The sequence below is a fragment of the Nocardioides panacihumi genome (genome assembly GCF_039530925.1).
GTDB lineage: Bacteria > Actinomycetota > Actinomycetes > Propionibacteriales > Nocardioidaceae > Nocardioides > Nocardioides panacihumi.
This window is the reverse complement of the sequence record NZ_BAAAPB010000001.1, coordinates 1,590,185-1,610,570: the sequence shown is the minus strand read 5'-3', so window position 1 is coordinate 1,610,570 and position 20,386 is coordinate 1,590,185. Positions and strand designations below refer to the sequence as shown.

General features: G+C 70.7%; 23 protein-coding genes. 8 read left to right on the top strand and 15 right to left on the bottom strand.

All coding sequences use genetic code 11. From position 1 onward, the window contains the following. On the bottom strand, positions 1-1,014 hold the full coding sequence (locus ABD205_RS07515; RefSeq protein WP_344044001.1) for a pirin family protein: 1,014 nt from the start codon (positions 1,012-1,014) through the stop codon (positions 1-3). 139 nt (positions 1,015-1,153) lie between these two features. Here ABD205_RS07515 and ABD205_RS07510 point away from each other — a divergent pair, with 139 nt between their 5' ends. From ABD205_RS07510 to ABD205_RS07500, 3 genes are all read left to right on the top strand, one after another. Continuing rightward, on the top strand, positions 1,154-1,999 hold the full coding sequence (locus ABD205_RS07510) for a YciC family protein (RefSeq protein WP_344043999.1): 846 nt from the start codon (positions 1,154-1,156) through the stop codon (positions 1,997-1,999). A gap of 315 nt (positions 2,000-2,314) precedes the next feature. Further along, entirely contained in the window at positions 2,315-3,232 is a 918-nt protein-coding gene (locus ABD205_RS07505) for a phosphodiesterase (protein WP_344043997.1), read from the top strand. Positions 3,233-3,293: 61 nt separating this feature from the next. After that, a complete protein-coding gene (locus ABD205_RS07500; RefSeq protein ID WP_344043995.1) occupies positions 3,294-4,331 on the top strand; it encodes a YihY/virulence factor BrkB family protein in 1,038 nt (345 codons plus the stop codon). Positions 4,332-4,337: 6 nt separating this feature from the next. Here the strand turns inward: ABD205_RS07500 and ABD205_RS07495 are convergent, their stop codons facing one another. Next, positions 4,338-4,901: a TMEM165/GDT1 family protein gene (locus ABD205_RS07495; RefSeq protein ID WP_344043993.1), complete on the bottom strand. Its 564-nt coding sequence runs from the start codon at positions 4,899-4,901 to the stop codon at positions 4,338-4,340. A 310-nt stretch (positions 4,902-5,211) separates the two neighbouring features. Here ABD205_RS07495 and ABD205_RS07490 point away from each other — a divergent pair, with 310 nt between their 5' ends. Continuing rightward, positions 5,212-6,663 carry a basic amino acid/polyamine antiporter gene (locus tag ABD205_RS07490; protein WP_344043991.1) on the top strand — a complete coding sequence of 484 codons (1,452 nt, stop codon included), beginning with the start codon at positions 5,212-5,214 and terminating at the stop codon, positions 6,661-6,663. Positions 6,664-6,699: 36 nt separating this feature from the next. Continuing rightward, on the top strand, positions 6,700-7,974 hold the full coding sequence (locus ABD205_RS07485; RefSeq protein ID WP_344043989.1) for an arginine deiminase: 1,275 nt from the start codon (positions 6,700-6,702) through the stop codon (positions 7,972-7,974). A gap of 30 nt (positions 7,975-8,004) precedes the next feature. On the opposite strand, the gene ABD205_RS07480 is transcribed toward ABD205_RS07485, so the two are convergent. The 3 genes from ABD205_RS07480 to ABD205_RS07470 form a co-directional block, all read right to left on the bottom strand. Then, entirely contained in the window at positions 8,005-8,772 is a 768-nt protein-coding gene (locus ABD205_RS07480) for a class E sortase (RefSeq protein ID WP_344043987.1), read from the bottom strand. A gap of 1 nt (position 8,773) precedes the next feature. Then, positions 8,774-9,718: a class C sortase gene (locus ABD205_RS07475; protein WP_344043985.1), complete on the bottom strand. Its 945-nt coding sequence runs from the start codon at positions 9,716-9,718 to the stop codon at positions 8,774-8,776. 121 nt (positions 9,719-9,839) lie between these two features. Continuing rightward, entirely contained in the window at positions 9,840-11,306 is a 1,467-nt protein-coding gene (locus ABD205_RS07470; RefSeq protein ID WP_344043983.1) for a SpaH/EbpB family LPXTG-anchored major pilin, read from the bottom strand. A 292-nt stretch (positions 11,307-11,598) separates the two neighbouring features. On the opposite strand from ABD205_RS07470, the gene ABD205_RS07465 reads away from it, so the two are divergent. After that, a complete protein-coding gene (locus tag ABD205_RS07465) occupies positions 11,599-13,194 on the top strand; it encodes a sigma-70 family RNA polymerase sigma factor (protein WP_344043981.1) in 1,596 nt (531 codons plus the stop codon). A 281-nt stretch (positions 13,195-13,475) separates the two neighbouring features. Here the strand turns inward: ABD205_RS07465 and ABD205_RS07460 are convergent, their stop codons facing one another. Then, complete coding sequence (locus ABD205_RS07460) at positions 13,476-13,697, bottom strand: hypothetical protein (RefSeq protein ID WP_344043979.1); 222 nt, start codon at positions 13,695-13,697, stop codon at positions 13,476-13,478. Between the two features lie 165 nt (positions 13,698-13,862). Here ABD205_RS07460 and ABD205_RS07455 point away from each other — a divergent pair, with 165 nt between their 5' ends. Both ABD205_RS07455 and ABD205_RS07450 read left to right on the top strand, forming a co-directional pair. Further along, positions 13,863-14,261 carry a universal stress protein gene (locus ABD205_RS07455; protein WP_344043977.1) on the top strand — a complete coding sequence of 133 codons (399 nt, stop codon included), beginning with the start codon at positions 13,863-13,865 and terminating at the stop codon, positions 14,259-14,261. Between the two features lie 160 nt (positions 14,262-14,421). Further along, positions 14,422-15,057: a hypothetical protein gene (locus ABD205_RS07450; protein ID WP_344043975.1), complete on the top strand. Its 636-nt coding sequence runs from the start codon at positions 14,422-14,424 to the stop codon at positions 15,055-15,057. A 98-nt stretch (positions 15,058-15,155) separates the two neighbouring features. On the opposite strand, the gene ABD205_RS07445 is transcribed toward ABD205_RS07450, so the two are convergent. From ABD205_RS07445 to ABD205_RS07405, 9 genes are read right to left on the bottom strand one after another with little or no spacing between them, the layout of a single operon-like run. Beyond that, positions 15,156-15,509, bottom strand: a complete 354-nt coding sequence (locus ABD205_RS07445) for a gas vesicle protein K (protein WP_344043973.1) — start codon at positions 15,507-15,509, stop codon at positions 15,156-15,158. Next, on the bottom strand, positions 15,506-15,745 hold the full coding sequence (locus tag ABD205_RS07440) for a gas vesicle protein (RefSeq protein WP_344043971.1): 240 nt from the start codon (positions 15,743-15,745) through the stop codon (positions 15,506-15,508). The genes ABD205_RS07445 and ABD205_RS07440 overlap by 4 nt, the downstream gene beginning before the upstream one ends. After that, positions 15,742-16,557 (bottom strand): GvpL/GvpF family gas vesicle protein, encoded by an 816-nt coding sequence (locus ABD205_RS07435; protein WP_344043969.1) that lies wholly within the window; start codon positions 16,555-16,557, stop codon positions 15,742-15,744. The genes ABD205_RS07440 and ABD205_RS07435 overlap by 4 nt, the downstream gene beginning before the upstream one ends. 13 nt (positions 16,558-16,570) lie before the next feature. Next, entirely contained in the window at positions 16,571-16,978 is a 408-nt protein-coding gene (locus tag ABD205_RS07430) for a gas vesicle protein (RefSeq protein WP_344043967.1), read from the bottom strand. Continuing rightward, positions 16,975-17,526 (bottom strand): gas vesicle protein GvpO, encoded by a 552-nt coding sequence (gene gvpO / locus ABD205_RS07425; RefSeq protein WP_344043965.1) that lies wholly within the window; start codon positions 17,524-17,526, stop codon positions 16,975-16,977. The genes ABD205_RS07430 and gvpO overlap by 4 nt, the downstream gene beginning before the upstream one ends. Further along, a complete protein-coding gene (locus ABD205_RS07420; RefSeq protein WP_344043962.1) occupies positions 17,519-17,764 on the bottom strand; it encodes a gas vesicle protein GvpG in 246 nt (81 codons plus the stop codon). Before ABD205_RS07420 ends, gvpO begins: the two co-directional genes overlap by 8 nt. Continuing rightward, on the bottom strand, positions 17,764-18,525 hold the full coding sequence (locus ABD205_RS07415; RefSeq protein WP_344043960.1) for a GvpL/GvpF family gas vesicle protein: 762 nt from the start codon (positions 18,523-18,525) through the stop codon (positions 17,764-17,766). Before ABD205_RS07415 ends, ABD205_RS07420 begins: the two co-directional genes overlap by 1 nt. A gap of 11 nt (positions 18,526-18,536) precedes the next feature. Then, complete coding sequence (gvpJ, locus tag ABD205_RS07410; protein ID WP_425572781.1) at positions 18,537-18,968, bottom strand: gas vesicle protein GvpJ; 432 nt, start codon at positions 18,966-18,968, stop codon at positions 18,537-18,539. 22 nt (positions 18,969-18,990) lie between these two features. After that, the gene (locus ABD205_RS07405) at positions 18,991-20,385 is read right to left on the bottom strand and encodes an SRPBCC family protein (RefSeq protein WP_344043958.1); all 1,395 of its coding nucleotides are present in this window, start codon (positions 20,383-20,385) and stop codon (positions 18,991-18,993) included. Position 20,386 lies beyond the last annotated feature (1 nt).

The window sequence follows — 20,386 nt, the reverse complement described above, 5'->3', positions numbered from 1 at the left end:
CTACTGACGCGACCGCAGCCGGACCTCCGGCAACGGCGGGGCGGGGATCGGCGGCAGGTGGTCGCCGACCACGACGCCGTAGCGCGAGTCGGAGACCAGCTGCGAGTCGGCGACGACCGCGCCGGAGTCGTCCGTGATGGCGGCCTGCCAGGCGTCGCGGTAGGCCACGACGTCCTCGTGCGACCGACCGACGAAGTTCCACCACATGACGATCGACTCGCCGAACGGCGGCCCGCCCAGCAGGAGCAGACGCGTCCAGGACCCGCCGGCCTCGAGGGTCAGCGTGGACGCGCCCGGCGGCGTGTACGCGAGGTGGTCCTTCGCGACGAGTGTCGCGGTGCCGTCGTCGGTCGCGAGCGCGACGCCGCCGGTGTCGACCAGCACCCCGTGCTCGAAGGACGCGTCGACGGGCAGCGTCAGAGAGGTCGTCGGCTCGAGCAGGATCTCGGCGCCGAGCAGCGGCGTGTGGGTGTGGACCGGTGAGGTGTCGCCGAGCAGGGAGCCGAGGAGGACCCGCACCGTCCAACCCGGGCCGGCGATCGGCGCCGGGACGTGGTGGGCGAAGGCGGGATCGGTGTCGCGATGCTCCTCGGGGAGCGCCACCCAGAGCTGGGCCCCGTGCAGGACCGACGCTGCATCGGTGGACACCTCGGAGTGGCTGATCCCACGGCCGCCCGTCATCAGGTTGACCTCGCCGGGCACGACCAGCGCGTGGTTGCCGGCGGAGTCACGGTGCTCGACCTCGCCGGTGAACAGCCACGACACGGTCTGCAGCCCGGTGTGGGGGTGCGGCGCCACCTTCATGCCTCCGGTCGCGGCGACGTCGTCGGGTCCGTAGTGGTCGAGGAAGCACCACGCCCCGATCAGGGACCGTTCGCGAGACGGCAGCGTGCGTCGTACGTCCATCGCGCGCGGGCCGCCGAGCGGGACCTTCCGGGGGGCGATGATCTCCGCTCGACCGTCCGCCCGTCCCTCGCAGGTGATCTCCACGGGTCGCGTCTCCAGGTTGGTCACGGAGCCATTCTGACCCCGCGACACGTGTCGGCGACATGGCTGCAGACCTGTTCGCCGGGCCGCCGGTGGCGATACGTTGCGAGTCATCACCGCGGGCGCGGCGCTGGTGGCCCGCCTACGTCGAACGGAAGGCCACACGATGACCACACCGCCGGACGAACCGAACCAGACCCCGGGTGCGACTCCGCCGCCCTCCGGACCCGACTACGGCACTCCCCCTCCGTCAGGCCCCGACTACGGCACGACGCCACCGCCTCCGCCCGGTGGGTACGGCACGCCCCCGGCCGGTGGGTACGGCGCCCCTCCGCCCGGAGACACCTACGGCGCCCCGCCCTCAGGACCCGAGGAGTGGCGGGTCGGCGACGCGGTCAACTACGGGTTCACGAAGTTCGTCGACAACATCGGGCAGATCATCCTCGCGGCCCTGCTCCTGCTGCTGACCTGGCTCGTCGCCTCCGCGATCGGCTACCCGATCCGCATCGCCATCGACCACGGCGACTTCTTCACCAGCGATCTCGCGAGCGCCGTCGCCCTGTTCATCGACATCGCGCTGGTCGGCATCGTGCAGGCGGCACTCATCCGCGGCTGCCTCGACATCACCGAGGGACGACGCTTCCGCGTCAGCGACATCTTCACACGGCTCCCGATCGGCAGCGTCGTGCTCGCCAGCGTGCTGGTCAGCCTGATCACGGCCATCGGCATCGTCCTGTTCGTCCTGCCGGGCATCATCGCCTGGTTCTTCCTGCTGTTCACGCCGTTCTTCGTCGTTGACCGGCAGATGTCGGCCGTCGACGCCATGAAGGCCAGCTTCACGCTCACGAAGGACAACCTGAGCAGCATGCTGCTGTGGGTGGTCGTGGGCACGATCGTCTACCTCGTCGGCTTCTGCGTGCTGTGCCTCGGCTTCATCGTGACCGGGCCGATCGTCCTCATCGGCGCGGCCTACACCTACAAGAAGCTCAGCGGGCAGCCGGTCGCGGCCTGACCCAGAGGCTCGAGTCGGCGCGTCCTCGCACCCCCAGAGGCTCGAGTCGGCGCGTCCTCGCACCCCCAGAGGCTCGAGTCGGCGCGTCCTCGCACCCCCAGAGGCTCGAGTCGGCGCATCCTCGCACCCCCAGAGGCTCGAGTCGGCGCGTCCTCGCACCCCCAGACGCTCGAGTCGGCGCGTCCTCGCACTATGGCTGTCAGGATGCACCGACTCGGCCCTCTCACAGCGCGAGGATGCGCCGACTCGGCCCTCCCACAGCGCGAGGATGCGCCGACTCGGCACTGGAGGACGCCGACCCCCTACGCTCGACACGTGCAGCTCGGCCAGTACCCCGACCCGGTCCACACGGTCGCGCACCTCAGCGACACCCACCTGCTCGCGGACGGCCGACTCCAGTACGGCGTCGTCGACCCCGAGCGCGGGGTGCTGCTCGCCATCGAGCGCATCGCGCGGATGCACCCCGCGCCGGACGCGATCGTCGTCACCGGGGACCTCGCCGATGCCGGCGAGCCCGCCGCCTACGCCCGGCTCAAGGAGATCGTCGAGCCGGCGGCCGCCGCGCTCGGCGCCCAGGTCGTCTGGGTGATGGGCAACCACGACGAGCGGCTGGCCTACTCCGAGGGGCTCTTCGGAGAGGCCACCGACACCAGTCAGGACGCCGTGTACGACGTCAACGGACTGCGCATCGTCAGCCTCGACAGCACTGTCCCCGGCTATCACCACGGCGAGCTGACCCGCGCCCAGCTGGACTGGCTCGCGGACGTGCTCGCGACGCCCTCGCCGCACGGCACGCTGCTCGCGATGCACCATCCGCCGGTCCCGCTGCCGATGTCGCCGGCCGAGGCGGTCATCGAGCTCTACGCCCAGCACGAGCTGTCGGAGGTCCTCCGCGGCTCCGACGTGCGCAGCGTCCTGGCCGGGCACCTGCACTACTCGACGTACTCGACCCTCGCCGGCATCCCGGTCTCGGTCGCCGCGGCCAGCTGCTACACCCTCGACCCGGCGCCCCGCAGCGCCCTGCTGCACGCCGTCGACGGCAGCACCTCGATCACGATGACCCATCTCTACCAGGACCGCGTCGTGCACACCGTGGTGCCGCTGTCGGAGTCGCCGCAGCTCTACAGCGTGCGCGCGGAGCTCGCCGATCAGCTGTACGCGCTCACTCCGGACGACCGCCGCGAGCTGCTGTCGCGCAAGGACTCCGCGTTCGACGTCGCCGGGGACTGGTAGACCCGGGCGCGTCGAGCCGGGCGCGCGAATGGTCGCGGTCCGCGACGGGCACCGATCCGACGTGGAGACGACGCCGAAGCAGGACTACCCCGCACCCGACGCGCCTGGGAAGCCGGCCTCGCCGACCGACCTCACCAAGCGCTCCTGGCTCTACGTGGCGCGCCGGACGATGCGCGAGTTCGGCAAGGACCAGTGCACCGACCTCGCGGCGGCCCTCACCTACTACGCGGTGCTGGCGCTCTTCCCGGCGCTGGTGGCGATGCTCTCCCTCATCAGCCTCGTCGGCGACCCTAAGAAGACCGTCGACAACCTGCTGCAGGTGATGTCCGACATCGGCGCCTCGTCGGCGGCCGACACCCTGCGTCCCACGATCAGCCAGCTGGCGTCGAGCAACTCCGGCGGCATCGCGCTCATCATCGGTCTGGCCCTCGCCCTGTGGTCGGCGTCCGGGTACGTCGGCGCCTTCGGCCGCGGCATGAACCGGATCTACGAGGTCGACGAGGGGCGTCCGGCGTGGAAGCTGCGCCCCGTGATGCTCGTCCTCACCTTGCTGCTGGTCGTGATGGCCGCCCTGGTCGGCCTGGGTCTCGTGCTCACCGGCCCCGCGGCGAGGTCGGTCGGCAACCTGATCGGGCTGGGCGGGACCGCCGTCACGGTGTGGGACATCGCCAAGTGGCCCGTGATGCTGGCCGTGGTGATCGTGATCGTCGCGCTTCTCTACTACGTGACGCCCAACGTGTCGCAGCCGAAGTTCAGGTGGGTCAGCGTGGGCGCCGTCGTGGCGATCCTGACGCTCGTCGTGGCCTCCGTCGCGTTCGGCCTGTACGTCGCCAACTTCTCCAACTACAACAAGACCTACGGCTCCCTGGCCGGCGTCGTGGTCTTCCTGCTGTGGCTGTGGATCACCAACCTGGCGCTCCTCTTCGGCGCCGAGCTGGATGCCGAGCTCGAGCGCGGCCGCGAGCTCGAGGCGGGGATCGCGGCGGAGGAGAGCATCCAGCTCCCGCCGCGCGACACCCGCAAGACCGACAAGGCGGCCAAGAAGGCGCAGGAGGACGTGGCGATGGGCCGGAAGATCCGGCTCGGCCACCGGCGCTAGACCGGCTCAGAGCCAGCCGGCGCCGCTGGCGACCAGCAGCACTCCGAAGATCGCGAACAGTACGGCGGCGCCGTACTTGATCGCCTTCTCCGGCAGCCGGCGACCCATGACCGCACCGACGCCGATCGCCAGCGCGTCCGCGGCGACCATGCCCAGGGTGGAGCCGATCCAGGTGCCGAACCAGCCGTGCTGGGTGGCGAGGGTGATGGTCGCGAGCATCGTCTTGTCACCGAGCTCGGCGAGGAAGAACGCCGTGCCGACCGCGACGATCGAGAGCCCGCGGCTGCGGCGCGCCTTCTCGGCCTCGTCCTCGGTCAGCTCGTCGCCGCGCAGCGTCCAGGCCGCGAAGGCGAGGAAGGCGAGCCCGGCGATGATCTCGATCGTGCCCTGGGCGCCGCTGAAGACGTCGCCGATGAAGTAGCCGATGGCGACGGACGCCAGGTGGACGAGCGCGGTGGCGGCCGTGATGCCGATGAGGACGTCGCGGGCGCGGTATCGCGCGGCGAACGTCATCGCCATCAGCTGGCTCTTGTCGCCGAGCTCGGCGACGAAGATGACGGCGGTGCTCAACAGGAACGCGTACAACGGGCTTCCTCTCCGGCGCCGGGCCGGAGGGATGTGCGCGGACGCCCCTTCGACCAGGCACGTCTGCATACGGGTGTCTGGTCGAAAGTCTCGTCCGCCGCCGTTGCGGGCGGCCTACCGTGCCGGACCCGGAGGTCAGTATGTCGACACGGCTGTTGGGGACTACTCCCTTTCGGCACCCAGCATAGAGGCCCGCGCGGCGCCGGCCTATTCGGACCCGGTGGAGGGGACGAAAGCGGTCTCACCCTTCCCGGGTGACCCCTGTTCCGGCGCCGGAGGGGCAACGTCGGTGACCATGAGCGCTGTCGAGAGCGATGTCTCGGCGCCTGACGCCAAGATGAGCCTGCCGACACTCACCGGCATCGTGGTCGGCGGCATGGTGGGCGCCGGCGTCTTCTCCCTTCCTGCCCGCTTCGGCGTCGCGACCGGCATCCTGGGGTCTCTGATCGCCTGGGCCGTCGCCGGGGCCGGGATGCTGATGCTGGCCTTCGTCTTCCAGAACCTGGCGATCCGCAAGCCCGAGCTGGACTCCGGTGTCTTCATCTACGCGAAGGCCGGCTTCGGCGACTACGCCGGCTTCAACTCCGCCATCGGCTTCTGGGCCAGCACGGTGGCCGGCAACACGTTCTACTGGGTCTTCATCGGCGCGACGCTGGGCAACTTCTTCGACGGCTTCGGCGACGGCGCCACCGTGCTGGCCGTCGGCGTGTCGACGGTGGCGATCTGGCTCTTCCACTACCTCATCGCCCGCGGGGTGCGCGACGCCGCGGTGATCAACCGGATCGTGACGGTCTTCAAGATCATCCCGATCCTCGTCTTCATCGTGGTGCTGCTGTTCTCCTTCGACGCCGGCATCTTCGCCGACAACTGGACCGCCACGGGGTACGGCGACCTCGGCAGCCTCAACGAGCAGGTCCGCAACACCATGCTGATCACGACGTTCGTCTTCATCGGCATCGAGGGGGCGAGCGTCTACTCGCGCTACGCGAAGCGTCGCGAGGACGTCGGTCGGGCGACCGTGCTCGGCTTCCTGAGCGTGCTGTCGGTCTTCGCGCTGGTGACGCTGTCGAGCTACTCGGTGATGACGCAGCCCGACCTCGCCAAGGCCCGGCAGCCGTCGATGATCCCCGTCTTCGAGTACGTCGTCGGCGACTGGGGTCGGTGGTTCATCAGCGCCGCGGTGATCGTCTCCGTGCTCGGCGCCTACCTCGCCTGGACGCTGATGGCGGCCGAGGTGATGTACATCCCCGCCCGCAACGAGGACTTCCCCGAGTTCCTCGGCCAGGAGAACGAGCACGGCACCCCGATCACGGCCCTCGTGGTCACCTCGCTCGCCATCCAGAGCCTGCTCGTGCTGACGCTCGTGGTCGACGACGCCCTCAACTTCATGCTCGACCTGTCCACCAGCCTCGCCCTGCTCCCGTACTTCCTCGCCGCGGCCTACGCCCTCAAGCTCGGCCTGACCGGGGAGTCGTACGAGGGCGTCCATCGACGGGTGCGCAACCGGGAGACGATCGTCGCGGGCGTCGCGACCGCTTACACGGCGTTCCTCTTCGACGCCGCGGGGCTCAAGTTCGTGCTGCTGATGACGGTGATCCTGGCCCCGGCGGCACTGCTCTACATCAAGGCACGCACCGAACGCGGCCGGCGGCTGCTGTCGCCGACAGAGATCGGCCTGTTCGTCCTGATCCTGGCGGGTGGCGTGATCGGCGCCGTCGGGCTGTGGACCGGACGCATCACCATCTGACCCTGACGACGCCTCGACGAGGTGAAAGGCAACGACATGACCACCGACACGACCACCGGTGACGCACCGGTCTCCTCGACGTACGGCGTCCACTCCGAGGTCGGCAGGCTGCGCAAGGTCCTGGTGTGCGCACCGGGACTCGCCCACCGACGGCTCACGCCGAGCAACGCCGACGACCTGCTGTTCGACGACGTCATGTGGGTGGAGAACGCGCAGCGGGACCACGCCGACTTCGTCAACAAGCTCACGCAGCGCGGCGTCGACGTCGTCGAGCTGCACGACCTCCTGGCGGGGACCATGGCGCTCCCGGATGCCAGGGCGTGGCTCCTCGACCGCCTGGTCGTGCCGAACCGCGTCGGTCTGGGGCTCGTCGACGGCACCCGGTCCTACCTGGAGTCGCTCACGCCGCGCGACCTGGCCGAGCAGCTCATCGGCGGCCTGGCGACGAGCGACCTGCCCGAGGACTTCCGGTCCGGGTACGTCACGCTCGCCCGCGAGTCCACCGGGGTCCGTGAGTACCTGCTGCCCCCGTTGCCCAACACGCTCTACACGCGCGACACGACGTGCTGGCTGTACGGCGGCCTGACGATGAACCCGCTCTTCTGGCCGGCCCGCCAGGAGGAGACGCTGCTCTACAAGGCCGTCTACGAGTTCCACCCGGACTTCGTCGGCTCCACGGTCTGGTGGGGCGACCCCGAGCAGGACTGGGGCCAGGCGTCGTTCGAGGGCGGCGACATCATGCCCGTCGGCAACGGCGTCGTGCTGATGGGGATGAGCGAGCGTACGTCGCGGCACGCGATCACCCAGGTCGCCGCTGCCCTCTTCGCGCAGGGCGCGGCGGAGCAGGTGATCGTGGCCGGCATGCCGAAGCTGCGTGCCGCGATGCACCTCGACACCGTGTTCACCTTCGCGGACCGCGACATCGTCACGCTCTACCCGACGATCATGGACGCGGTGCACACCTTCACGCTGTTGCCCGGCGACGCCGCCCCCGGCGTCGACGTGGTGGACGAGGAGTCGACCCCGTTCGTCGACGTCGTCGCCCGGGCACTCGGCCTTGCGAAGCTCCGTGTGATCGAGACCGGAGGCGACGTCTACCAGTCCGAGCGCCAGCAGTGGGACAGCGGCAACAACGCCGTCGCCCTCGAGCCCGGCGTCGTCTTCACCTACGACCGCAACACCCTGACCAACACGCTGCTGCGCAAGGCCGGGGTCGAGGTCATCACGATCGTCGGCGCCGAGCTCGGCCGCGGCCGCGGCGGCGGCCACTGCATGACGTGTCCGGTCATCCGCGATCCCGTCGACTTCTGACCCGGCGCCGCCACCGGGCGCCCGGCGTCGTCACGAGGTCGGCGCGACGCCCGGCTCACGGTGGGGGACGCTGCGCTCGAGGACGCCGAACGCGATCAGCCGGTTGTCGGTGTGGAACAGCTCCGCGCAGGTGGTCAGCGTGATGAGCCGCTGCCCGGGGGCCTGAGGCGGCTGGACTCCCCCGGCGGGGTTGTGCGGGAGGGGCGTGGTCACCCAGCGCGCCGTCAGCGGGACGACCAGGTCGTCGCCGCCCGTGACCAGGCGGTAGTCGTAGGTGCGGGTCCGCGTGATGATCCTGACCAGGTCGCCGACCCGCAGCTCCGGCATGTTGCGCAACGGCTCCCCGTGCGTCACGCGGTGGGCGGCGAGGGCGTAGTTGCCCACCTGGCCCGGCCCCGCCGCACCAGGGAAGTGCCCGTAGCCGACGGCCAGGACGCCGCTGTCCGTCCCCTCGAGCACCGGCACCTGGTAGTGGCGTCCGAACCGAGGGATCTCCACGATGGCGCTGGCGCTGCCGAAACGGGTCTTCACCTGCGCGGTGTGCGTCGACCTCCAGTCGGCGTGGATCTGGCCGAGCGCCTGCTCACGGTGGCGGTCGGACACCCACGTCGTGCCCCAGAACTGCCAGGCGACGTACGCCAGCAGCGACATGCCGACCGCGATGGCGACCGTGCCGAGCCAGAAGCCCCGCCGGCGCCAGCGGCTGGTGCGCGACCGGCTGTCATCGGCGGCGACGGCCGGGGCGTCCGACCGTTCCGACGTGGCGTCGGGAGGCAGCTGCGTCGACGGCGCGCCCACGTCAGCCGCCGGCCGTCGCCGACGCAGGAGTGCGTCGCTCGCCCAGCGGGCGGGTGGCCAGCAGCACGAGCAGCGCGCCGCCCACTCCGGCGAGCGCCCACCACGGGAAGCCTGCCTGCGGCTGACCGGCCGCGACCACCGATCGGGCGTCGGCCGCGGCGCTGGTCGGCACTCGCACCCCCCGCACCAGGAGGCGGTGCGAGTTGACCCCGATCGGGGTGCACGTGACGAGCGTGAGGTAGTCCTTGCCCGGCGCGGGCGCGAGCGAGTCGGTCTCGTCGGGCAGGACGGTGCGGATGTCGTCCACGCGGTAGGTCAAGGTCTGGTCGAGGACGGTCACGGCGATCTGGTCACCGAGCCTCACCTTGTGGAGGTTGGTGAACAGGGTCGACCCGACGATGCCCGAGTGTCCGGTCAGCACGCTGTGCGTGCCAGCACCGCCGACCGGCAGGGCGGTCCCGTAGAGGTGGCCGACCCCGCGGTCGAGCGTCTCGGCAGCGGTGCCGTGGAAGATCGGGAGGCTGAGGCCGATGGACGGCACGGCGACCACGCCCAGCATGCCGTCCGGGCCGACGTCGAGCGTGCGGAGGTAGTCGTCGACCTCGGAGCCTCGCGCGGTCTGTCGGCCGGCACCCGACGCGGCGTACGGATCCTGCAGCGGGCCGCCCGGCAGGTGCCGGTTGTAGGCATGCGCCGCCCGCAGGGCCTCGTGGATCCGTTGGGGAGGGAGCGAGCGCACCGTGCCGACGTACGCGCCGACGGTCGCGGCGTGGGCGCGGTCGGAGGACCAGGTGGCCGCGGAGGGGAACAGGAGCACGCCGAGACCGGCGAGCGCGATCAGGACGACGACGCCGCGCCGGACCGTCCAGGCGGTGATGAACGCCGCCCATCGGCCGCGGCGGACGGACGCTCGACGAAGGCGCGGGGCGAGCACCTGAGCAGTCACGTGGTCCGGCTCTCTCTTCAATCGTCTGGCAGAACGGGGGAAGGCGACCGCCCTGTGCGGGGCGACAACCCTGTCGGGTCGTCGCCCCGCAGTGGGGTGTCAGCGGCTCACGCGCGTCGCGTCAGCTCTGGGCTGTCCGCTTGCGGGTGAGGCCGATGGCGAGCGCGCCCAGGAGGAGCAGGGCGCCGCCGAGGTAGATGAACACGCCGCCCGGTCCACCGGTGAAGGGCAGGGCGAAGCCGGCGTTGGCCGGCATGTTCTTGATCGTCAGGTCGACCCCGACCGCGGTCGTGGCGGCCGTGACGTCGAACTTGATCGGGTCGGCCAGCAGCTCGTAGCCCGTGGGGGCCTTGACCTCGGCCAGCCAGTAGTCGCGGTAACCCGGGTCACCGGGCGCCACGGTGACACCGTTGGCGAAGTCGCTGTAACGCAGCCCCGAGATGGTCACCTGCCCGTTGGCGCCGGCGGTGAACGTGGTCTGGCCGCCCAGCGAGATCGGGTTGGTGCCGGCCTCGGCGTCGGCCTGGGTGGCGTAGACGCTGAACACCGCGCCGGGCAGGGCGGCACCGCTGCCGTTGGTCTTCAGCAGCGTGATCGCACCCCACTTGGTCAGCACCGGAGGGCTGACCACCGGACCACCGGGCTGGCCCGGGGTCACGTTGAAGCTGGCCTGGTTGGGGTAGAGCAGGGCGGTGTTGGCGATCTCGCCGACCGCGTTCACGGTGGTGTCGACCTTGACCACGACCTGGCTGGCCGGGTGAGCGGCCAGGATCGTGCGACCGGCGGCGGTGAAGTCGACCGTCAGCGTGTTGGTCGCCGCGTCCAGGGTGGTCGTGTAGTCGGTGCCCTTGACCAGGCTGGTCCCGTCGGCCAGCACCGCGGTGGCGTTGGCGTAGGTGAGCTTGGTGTCGAGCTTGTCGGTGACCTTGTAGCCATCGATCGGGCTGACGTTCGGGATGTCGGCCTTGATCGTCCAGGTGACCGTGTCACCCAGCTTGACCGCGGCCTGGTCGGAGACGGTCTTGGCGATCGTGGTGACCGCGTTCTTGGGGTAGACGTTGACGTCGTAGAGCCAGGCGCTCTGGCTGGTGGGGTCGGTCAACGGCACCGACACCAGGAACGGAGCCGACGGTGTCGCACCGGCCGGCCAGGAGGTCTCGGTGACCAGGTACAGACCCAGCGGCAGACCCGCGAGGGCGGCGTTGCCGCTCGCGTCGGTGGTCACCGGCGAACCCGCCGCCGCGGCCAGGGTGTAGCCGGCCGCCGTGATCGAGCCCGACGCGTTGGCCGCGTTGAACGACCCGCTCAGAGCGTTCGCGTCGACCCAGCCCTGGTTCGTCGTCAGGTCGATCCCCGACACCTTCTGGATGCTGAAGGTCACTCCGGGCACCGGCTTCAGGCCGGCGGTGCTCACCGCGGTGCCGTTGTTGGGCAGACCCGTCGGCGTGTCCGGCGTCTCGAACTTGTGGATGTTGATCGAACCGGTCTTGCTCGGGTCCGGCAGCGAGGGCGAGGCCGCCGTGGCCGGCCCGGCCAGGCCGAGCAGCGCCAGCCCGATCGCAGCGATCGCCAGGACGAGCGTCTTCAAACGCCCAGGGTTCGCGTAACTCATGCGTGGTCTCTCATCTCTCAGGTGAAGGTGCGGCACTGCTGGTCGACCACGGCACACCGAGCCGGCGGGCCCAGGACGGTGGAGGAACCGGAGCTCAGCTGTCTGCGCTGTCGTCCGTCTGGGAGAGAGACAGAGAACCCGTCGAGATCTGACGCAACTTGCAAGGTAAAAACTTCTGGCGCCCGCGAGCGCCCAGCACGCCCGGCCGTACGACGAGCCAGGTCGGCGGCTCGCGTAATACGGACGCTTCTCGGGTGTCAGTACGGGTGTGAGCCTGGAAACGAGCGACTCGGAGCTGCTGACGTCCGCCCGCCGCGGCAGCGATGCGGCCTTCACCGAGCTCTTCGCGCGCCACCGCGGGACCGCCCTGCGCTATGCCCGGTCGCTCGACGATCCGGCGACAGCGGAAGACCTCGTCAGCGAGGCGTTCGCCCGCATCCTCACCCAGCTGCGGCGAGGAGGCGGCCCGGTCTCCTCCTTCACGTCGTACCTCCTGGTGACCGTCCGCAACATCCACTTCAACAGCCGGCGCCACCCCGAGCTACCGGTCGCCGACGCGCACGACATCGAGCCGGCCGCGCCGGCTGGCGACGAAGCGGACCGCATCCTGGATGGGCTGGCGGTGCTGAAGGCGTTCAAGCGGTTGCCGAAGCGCTGGCAGACCGTCCTGTGGATCACGTCGGTGGAGCAGAAGGGCCCCCAGGACGCCGCGCACGTGCTCGGTATCGGGCCGAACGCCGTCGCAGCGCTCAGCTTCCGTGCCCGCGAAGGCCTTCGGCAGGCCTTCCTCGCCGAGCACCTGGCGGACGTCGGCGATCCTCGATGTCGCGAGACCGTCGCCGCTCTGCCGGCATACCTGCGCTCGGGGCGACCGCTGGCACCCGCGCTCGTCCGCGTGGAGACACATCTGCAGACGTGCCGTCGCTGCGCGGCAGCCGCGACCGAGCTGACCGACCTCAACCGCGACCTGGCGGCCGTCCTGGCTCCGCTCGCGTTCGGAGCGTTCGGAGCGGCCGGGGCTCTGGGGGTCGCGGTCGACGCCGGCGGCACCGTCGCTCCGGCTCCAGCTTCGCCCAGCACGTCGACGCCCGGTACGCCGGTCGGCGTCGGCGGCTCCCTCGGCGGGCCCGTGATCGCGGCGGCCAAGGTGATGGCCGGCGCCCTCATCCTCACCGTCGTGCTGAGCAGCCTGCTGACCGACAGCCAGGGCCCGCCGGACGAGCGGCTCACCGACAAGGACCTGCCGGCCGGCGCCCTCGTCCTTCCCCATGGGCCCGATCGCGCCGGTGCGCTGCCGCAGCACGCAGGCCCCGTCGACCGGCACCGACGGCGCCGACATCGCGCTCGACGCGCCGCGGAAGCCGCCCCGACCGACCAGACCGTCACACGCACCGCGCCCGCACCGGTCGCCGTCGCCGGCGACGGCCCCGCACCCGCGGGCACATCGACACCCGCGCCGTCGTCCGCGCCGACACACGCGCCGACGCCCACACCGACACCGACCCCAACACCTACGGCCACACCGACACCGACCCCAACACCATCCCCGACCCCGGCACCGACCCCGACGCCCACACCGACACCGACCCCAACACCATCCCCGACCCCAACACCATCCCCGACCCCGGCACCGACCCCGACGCCCACACCGACGCCCACACCGACCCCGACGCCCACACCGACGCCCACACCGACGTCGGATGCGGGTCCGGATCCCGACCACCATGGCCACCACGGCCACCACGGCCACCACGGACGCGGCTGCAGGCCGGACGTCCCGCCCCCGTCGTCGAGCGGCCCCTTCGACCGCCGAGCACTCGAACAGCGCTTCTCAGGATCGCCGTGGATCCGAGTCACCAGGTGACTCGGATCCGCGGCACAGACCCGAAGCCGGCTGGTCGGGGCGCCCCGACCGCTCGGCGCGGGCACCGCCGTCGACGGCAGGAAAGAAGTTCTCCGACCTCGCGTCATGAACGCGCCGGCTACGGGTCCTACACATAAGGCAGTCCTTCCGGGGGTGGGAGGGGGCCGAGCTCGTGGGTGACCGGCCGAGAACACGGACACCGGCGAGCGAACGGGCGCCGCGACCGGAGGACCGGTCGCGGCGCCCAACCAATCAGCGGCTGCAGCCACCCGCCGGACGGATCAGCCTCGAGCGCGTCTGGCGCCGACCGATGCCAGTGCGAGCGCGACGCCCACACCGAGGTCGGCGACACCGACCACCGGCACGGGTGCGCCGACGACCAGCGCCGCAGCTGAGCACAGCGCGACCAGGTAGGCCGTGATCGCCAGGCTTCGCGTCATCGCCGTGTCCTCATCGTCGTCGGACGGCAGCCCGATCGCGGCCGGCCCCTGCCAGAAGGACACGTCCGGCCGCCGTGCGTGACGCGTCTTCGGCGACGAATCGGTGAGGCGGTCGCTCCACGAGTTCGGACAGGACGGGATCGCGTGGGTCGACGGAAGGGCACCGGATGGGCAGAGTTGACCCGGACCGTGCCGTACGGGCCGCAGACCGCTGAGATCGGAGATCACATGGAGCACATCGTCGTCGGGTACGTCCCGTCCCCGGAGGGCGTCGCCGCGGTCGACTACGCGATCAAGGTCGCGCGTCGGGGCGAGAGCCGACTGGTGATCGTCAACTCAGGGGTCCGCGGCAGCGACGCCCATCCCGCGTTCGCCAGCGCGAGCGAGTGGGACGCCCTCGCGGAGCAGCTCCGCGAGCTCGGGATCGAGCACGAGATGCGGCAGCCGTCCTCGGCCCAGTCGCCCGCCGACGAGATCCTCGCCGCGGCCGCGGCCGTCGACGCGGACATGATCGTGATCGGGCTGCGTCGTCGGTCCCCCGTGGGCAAGCTGTTCCTGGGGAGCAGCTCGCAGCAGGTGATCCTCGAGGCCGAGTGCCCCGTGGTCGCCGTCAAGCGACCCGAGTGAGCAGGGTGTAGGCCACGTCACATTCGGGCAACGGACTTGGCGGTGACCGCATCGCAGCATGTCGGGTTCACGTCCCTGTGGCGCTCGTTGTGGCGACGCGGCCAACCGTGACAGAGGCCGGGTGGGGAGCTCGGCCCACAACTCGGGAGGAAACACCCACATGTCACGAATCACTACCCGCGCCACGAGCGCGGTCGTAGCGCTGGTCGTCGGCCTGGCCATGAGCCTGGCGATGAGCTCGGCGAGCACGGCGAGCACCGGCTCGAAGGCCGGCTCGGCCACGACGACGACCTCGTCGCGCCTGGTCGTCCACAACGGCGTCGGCTCCTTGCGCTCGCGCATCGTCGGCACGACGTCGAAGGGCCAGCGCGTCACCGGCACCTTCGTCCCGCTGCACGTCGTCAAGCGCCATGGGCAGGTGAAGGTGCGCGGGCTGGTCCAGGGAGTCGTGCACCACGCGAACGGCAGCACCTCGAGCTTCGCCGCCATGCGTTCGATCCGGCTCCAGTCGGTCAACGGCACGCCTGCCTCGGCAGGTCGGCTCGCTGCCGCAGCCGCGCCCAGCTGCGCGATCCTGCACCTGGTCCTCGGCCCGCTCGACCTGAACCTGCTCGGGCTCACGGTGCATCTTGACCGCGTCGTCCTCAACATCGACGCGGTGCCCGGTGCCGGCAACCTGCTGGGCAACCTGCTCTGCTCTGTCGCAGGTCTCCTCGACGGCGGCCTGGGTGGCCAGCTGGGCACGCTGACCTCGCTGCTCAACCGCATCCTCGGACTGCTCAACCTCAGTCTCTGAGCACCTGAGCAGTCTCACGACGCGCGCCGGACTCCAGCCTGGAGCCCGGCGCGCGGCTGCTCAGGGAGTCACGGCCCGGAGAATCACGGCCCGGAGAGTCACGGCCCGGAGAGCAGCGTCCCGAGGGGGCCCAGATCGATGTTGAGGTCGTCCGTGGTCAGGTCGTACCTGGCCTTGAGGTCCTCCATCGCCGCCTCGAGGTGCATGAGACCGTTGCCGAGCCCCTCGATCTGCTCGTCGGTCAGGTCTCCTTGGTCGACGCGGCGCAGGGCCTGCTTCTCCATGAGCTGACGGACCAGCTCCACGATGGTGAGCACGAGCTTGAGCAGGTCGCGCTCGACGCCGGCGGCGTCGGTCTCAAGACGCTGAGGGAAGATCGCCGGCCGTCGTGCACCGGGTCCGCCGGTGGTCGACAGGTCGAACGGCAGATCGCCTTCCATCCATTCGGTCACGGTCGATCCATCTCCGCTCGTACCGAGGTGATCAGCAGGTGGAGCTTGATCTCCACGAGGTCCACGCCGGCCAGCGACACGATGACGTCGCCCGCCAGCACGACACCCGTGCCGAGCAGGCGGTCCAGCAGGTCCACCAGCGAGGTCGGGGCGAGCTCTCGCGACCCCCGCTGCCCACCGCCCGTGGTCGCATCGGGGTGGTCGCCGAGCAGCGCGCCGCCCTGGGCGATCGTCACCGCTGCTCCAGCATGGCGAAGGAGTACGGCGGCCAGGGCCCGCGGCCGTCGACGAGGAGCTCCGGGTTGCCGGCCGCGATCTCGGCGATGCGCGCGGCGAACGGCTCGGCCGCCTCGTCGGGGACCAGGTAGGCGGCGTTGAGCACCATCGTGCCGGGCCGGCCGCTCAGACGCGCGTCCTGCGCGGGCAGCTCTCGGCTCGCGACGGCTCGTCGGCTCAGGTCCTCGTGGATGGATCGGGCCAGCTCCTGCGCGGCCGACTCGCTGGCGACGCGTCCCTGCGCCGCCTCCTTCTTGCGGCGCAGGTAGTCCGCGCCGCTCAGCACCGGCTTCTCCGGGTCGGTGGACCCCTCGGACCGCGGCGAGACCACGACCTTGACGCTCCACTCGGCGCGGCCGTCGACACGGTCGAGGGCCTGCATCAGCGGCAGGTACCACTCCCGCAGGCGAGCGCCCACGGCGTCGTCGTCGAAGCAGATCGTGGCGAGACGAAGGGGCGCCGTCGGCGCCGACACCGAGATCGCCCTGACGACCTCGTCGTGCTTGGAGACCACCGGCTCCAGCCAGGCGAGATCCTCCAGGTGGCGACGCAGCGGCTGCTCACCGAACTCGGAGAGCATCACCGTGCTCACGACGGCGGTCAACTCGTCGTGCTGCACCGTCGCGAGAGGCGCACCGCCGAGCCCCTCGACACCGTCCAGGGCATGGGCGTCGAGCCCGCGGCAGACGGCGTACATGTAGCGCCCCGTGCCCGACGGCTCGTCGGTCACCGTGGCTGCTGCCGACTCGACATCCGGGTCTCGCTCGACCACGTCAGCCCCTCCATCACTTCGATGATGCACCGCGGCCCGAGGTCTGCTCGGACTTCTCGTCCGTCGCTGACGAGTCGTCGGTCCCGTCCTCGTCGCCACCACCCTCGAGTTCGGCGATCCGCTCCTTGAGGGCGCGGTTCTCCTCCTCCATGCCGCGTTCGCGAACGCTGAGCATCGGGTCGTGGCGCCACCAGTCGATCCCCATCTCCGCGGCCTTGTCGACCGAGACGATGAGCAGGCGGAGCTTGATCGTCAGCAGCTCGATGTCGAGCAGGTTCACCCGAATGTCCCCGGCGATGATGATGCCCTTGTCGAGGATGCGCTCGAGGATGTCTGCCAGCGACGCCGGCTGGTCGCGACCGCCCACCGGCGGGCCGGCGTACGGCCGCCTCGTCGGTGTCTGGCCCTGCTCCTCAGTCATCGCTGCTCGCTCGCCTGCCCACGCAGGTAGCGGTGGACCCGGCGGTAGCTGAGGAGGTCCCCGCCCCGGTCGACGCTCACCCGATAGACGGCGATCACGTCGGTCGTGCTCGGGATCCGCCGCATCTCGACGACCTCGACCTCGACGTCCCAGCCGTCGTCGCTCCGCTGCAGGCCGACGATGCCCTCGAAGGTCTTGCCGGTCAGGGCGACGAGCTGCTGGGCAGCTGCCAGAGCGAGGTCGGCGGTGTTCGTCCGCGACGACGAGGAGCCGTCGGAGCTGCGCTGGCGGCTCTCCCCGCCCTGCTGGCCCTCCCCGCGCTGCTGGCTCCCGGTGTCGTCCGTGTCGTCCGTGTCGTCGGTGTCGTTTGTCGTCGCCGCCGACGTGGCCCTGCTCGTGCGGGCCGAGGCGGCGCGCGGCGCTGACGTCCGCTTCGCGGGCGCCTTCTTCTCAGTGGCCCTCTTTCTGGGCGCCCTCTTGCTGGGCGCCTTCTTCGCGGGCGCCGTCTCGGTGGTCCGATCGGCCTCGTCGTCCGGGGTGTCAGCCACGCCCACTCCCTCCTCTGGCGATCATCATGCGCTCGATCAGCTGGTCCTCCCAGGCGGTCGCCTCGTCCTCGCTGATCTCGCCGTCGGTCCGGAGCTGGTCGACCTGCTCGAGCTCGCGGCGGATCGCTGCCGGGTCGTAGTAGGCCTCCTCGGCCTGCTGGCGGATCTGCTCGGCGATCGCGACCGTGCCACGCAACGGGGCGAGAGGCAGCGTCAGGATGCCGGTCAGGAGGCCCATCAGAACGCTCCGGCGAAGTCGTAGGGCGCCATCGGGCCGACCAGCTCGAGGCGGATGCGCTCGTGGACCGCTTCGGCGAGCCCCTCGAGCGCGTGGACGAGCTCGTCCCCCTGCGACTCGTCGACGAGCAGCGCGACGTCGAGGACCACGGACGGGTTCGACGCCGTCCGGTCGACGTGCTCGACGACACGAGGGAGGACGGTGTCGAGGAGCAGGGCAGCGTCCTCGGCGCCCCGCTGCTCGAGCCCACGGACGACGAGCTCACCCAGCCGCACACGGTCAGGGTACGACGCGTCCTCGGGCAGGTCGCGTGTCCGCTCGTGGAGATCGCGGATCTCCGGGTCGAGCGTGACGATCTCCGCCAGGACGGCGTCCTCGACGTACGTCGCCCGGAGGTTGAACTGCCGCCTCCCCTCGAGGAGCGCGAGGACCTCGGCGAGCTCGCCCTCCTGGACCTCGAGGAACTCCACGACCGCCTCGCGGTCGGCCATCACCGTGCCGAACCGCACCGGGGCGACCGGCCCGTTCCTGGCCAGGACGTCGAGGACGCCGTGGTACGCGAGCAGCTCCGCCTTGCGACCCGGCGGTCGGTCCAGGCTCATCCAGGACACGACCGCCGCGACCTCACCAGCGCGGACGACCTCGATCGGCTCGCCGTCCACGCCGACCGCGCCGGGTGGCGTGAGCCCAGCGGGCACGACGCCGTACATCCACAACCCGCGGTCCACGGCGACCGGCGCGTCAGAGCCCTCAGTGCGCACGGCCGACGACATCACCGGGATGACTCGGACCGGCGGGACGAGGCCGACTTCTTCGCCGGGCGGCTCTGGCCCTCGTCCTCGTCGTCGTCGCTGTGGCCACGCCCGAGGGCACGCTTCACACCCTGGACGGCGCCCTCGGTCTTGCCGGAGGCGCCACCCTTCTGGAGGTCACCCACCACCTCGGTGAGGTCCTTCCCGCCCTTCTCGTAGAGGTCGAGCCGGTTGGTCGCCTCGGCGAAGCGCAGGTAGGTGTCGACGCTGGCGATCACGATCCGCGCATCGATCGTCAGCAGCTCGATGCCGACGAGGGACACCCGGACGTAGGCGTCGATGACGATGCCCTTGTCGAGGATGATCTCGATGACGTCGGCCAGGCCGCTGGGCGCGGGCCGTGAGAGATAGCCGCCGCCGTCACCGCGACGTTGTGTGCTCTGGACTGTCATGGGAAACGCCTCCTAGGAAAGGTCAGCTGGCGCGCTTGCGCCGGGAGCGGGCCGGTCGCTCCTCCTCAGGCTCGGCCTCGGGCTCGTCCTCGGGCTCGGCCTCGTCGGCCTCCTCCTCGTACTCGTCTTCGGGCTCGGCTTCCTCGCCCTCGTCGGACTCCGCCTCGGGCTCCTCACCCTCGTCGGCTTCCTCGTACTCGTCCTCAGGCTCGGCCTCGGGCTCCTCGCCCTCCTCCGCCTCACCCTCGTCCTCGTACTCGTCCTCAGGCTCGCCCTCCTCGGGTTCGCCCTCCTCAGGCTCGGCCTCGTCCTCAGGCTCGGCCTCGTCCTCGTACTCGTCCTCAGGCTCGCCCTCCTCGGGCTCCTCACCCTCGTCCTCGTACTCGTCCTCAGGCTCGCCCTCCTCGGGCTCCTCACCCTCGTCCTCGTACTCGTCCTCAGGCTCGCCCTCCTCGGGCTCCTCACCCTCGTCCTCGTACTCGTACTCGTCCTCAGGCTCGCCCTCCTCAGGCTCCTCGCCCTCGTCCTCGTACTCGTCCTCGTACTCGTCCTCGGGCTGGTCCTCGGACTCCTCGCCCTCGTCCTGGTCCTGGCGCTCCTGCTCCTCGCGCTCGACGGCGTCCTCGTGGGACTCGACGACCTCGCTGTCCTCGATGGTCCCGCGCCAGCCCTCGACGGAGTCGGGGTCGAGGATCGTCCGCGTCATCACGTGCCGCTTGAAGTGCTTCAGCTCGACCCGCGCTCGGCGGCCCTGGGCGCGCCAGATGTTGCCGGTGCGCTCGAAGAGGCCCTTCGGGTAGTACTCGAGGACGACCAGGATCCGCGTGAGGTTCGGTCCGAGCTCGTGGAACGTGACGGCGCCGTCGACGTGGCCCTTGTTGCCCTTCGAGCGCCAGACGATCCGCTCCTCCGGCACCTGCTCGAGGACGGTCGCCTCCCAAGTGCGGTGCGACCAGACGATCTGCGCCTTCCACTCGAGCTTCGTGTCATCCGAGGCGTCGACGTTCTCGACCTTCTTCATGAAGGTCGGGAAGCCACCGAACTCCGTCCACAGGTTGTAGGCGACCCGGATCGGGACACCCACGTCGATCTCCTCGATGATCGTGGTGGCCTTGGTCGCCTTGGATCCGCCGCCGCTGCCGCCGGAGCCGCCGGAGTCACCTCCGAGGCCGGGGATCTTGTCCTTGATCGCCGAGCCGATGCCCTTGAAGGCACCCTTGGTCGAGCTCTCGCCGTTCGCGGCCGACTTCACCGAGCCGACCGCGGCCTTCGCGACGGGGTTGCCGCTCGCCACGCCCTCGAGCTTGTCGGTGAGCCCGGAGACGCGCTCACTGATGGACCCGATGGCCTTCTCGCCGACGAGCGACAACAGGTCGTGCCCGGCGGACTTCAGACGGTCCTGACCAACACCAGACATG

Bases quoted from the DNA above. Each gene is read 5' to 3' on its own strand.
- ABD205_RS07405 (WP_344043958.1), bottom strand. From the start codon at position 20,385: ATGTCTGGTGTTGGTCAGGACCGTCTGAAGTCCGCCGGGCACGACCTG.
- ABD205_RS07510 (WP_344043999.1), top strand. From the start codon at position 1,154: ATGACCACACCGCCGGACGAACCGAACCAGACCCCGGGTGCGACTCCG.
- ABD205_RS07455 (WP_344043977.1), top strand. From the start codon at position 13,863: ATGGAGCACATCGTCGTCGGGTACGTCCCGTCCCCGGAGGGCGTCGCC.
- ABD205_RS07450 (WP_344043975.1), top strand. From the start codon at position 14,422: ATGTCACGAATCACTACCCGCGCCACGAGCGCGGTCGTAGCGCTGGTC.
- gvpJ (WP_425572781.1), bottom strand. From the start codon at position 18,968: ATGACAGTCCAGAGCACACAACGTCGCGGTGACGGCGGCGGCTATCTC.
- ABD205_RS07420 (WP_344043962.1), bottom strand. From the start codon at position 17,764: ATGGGCCTCCTGACCGGCATCCTGACGCTGCCTCTCGCCCCGTTGCGT.
- ABD205_RS07490 (WP_344043991.1), top strand. From the start codon at position 5,212: ATGAGCGCTGTCGAGAGCGATGTCTCGGCGCCTGACGCCAAGATGAGC.
- ABD205_RS07485 (WP_344043989.1), top strand. From the start codon at position 6,700: ATGACCACCGACACGACCACCGGTGACGCACCGGTCTCCTCGACGTAC.
- ABD205_RS07430 (WP_344043967.1), bottom strand. From the start codon at position 16,978: ATGACTGAGGAGCAGGGCCAGACACCGACGAGGCGGCCGTACGCCGGC.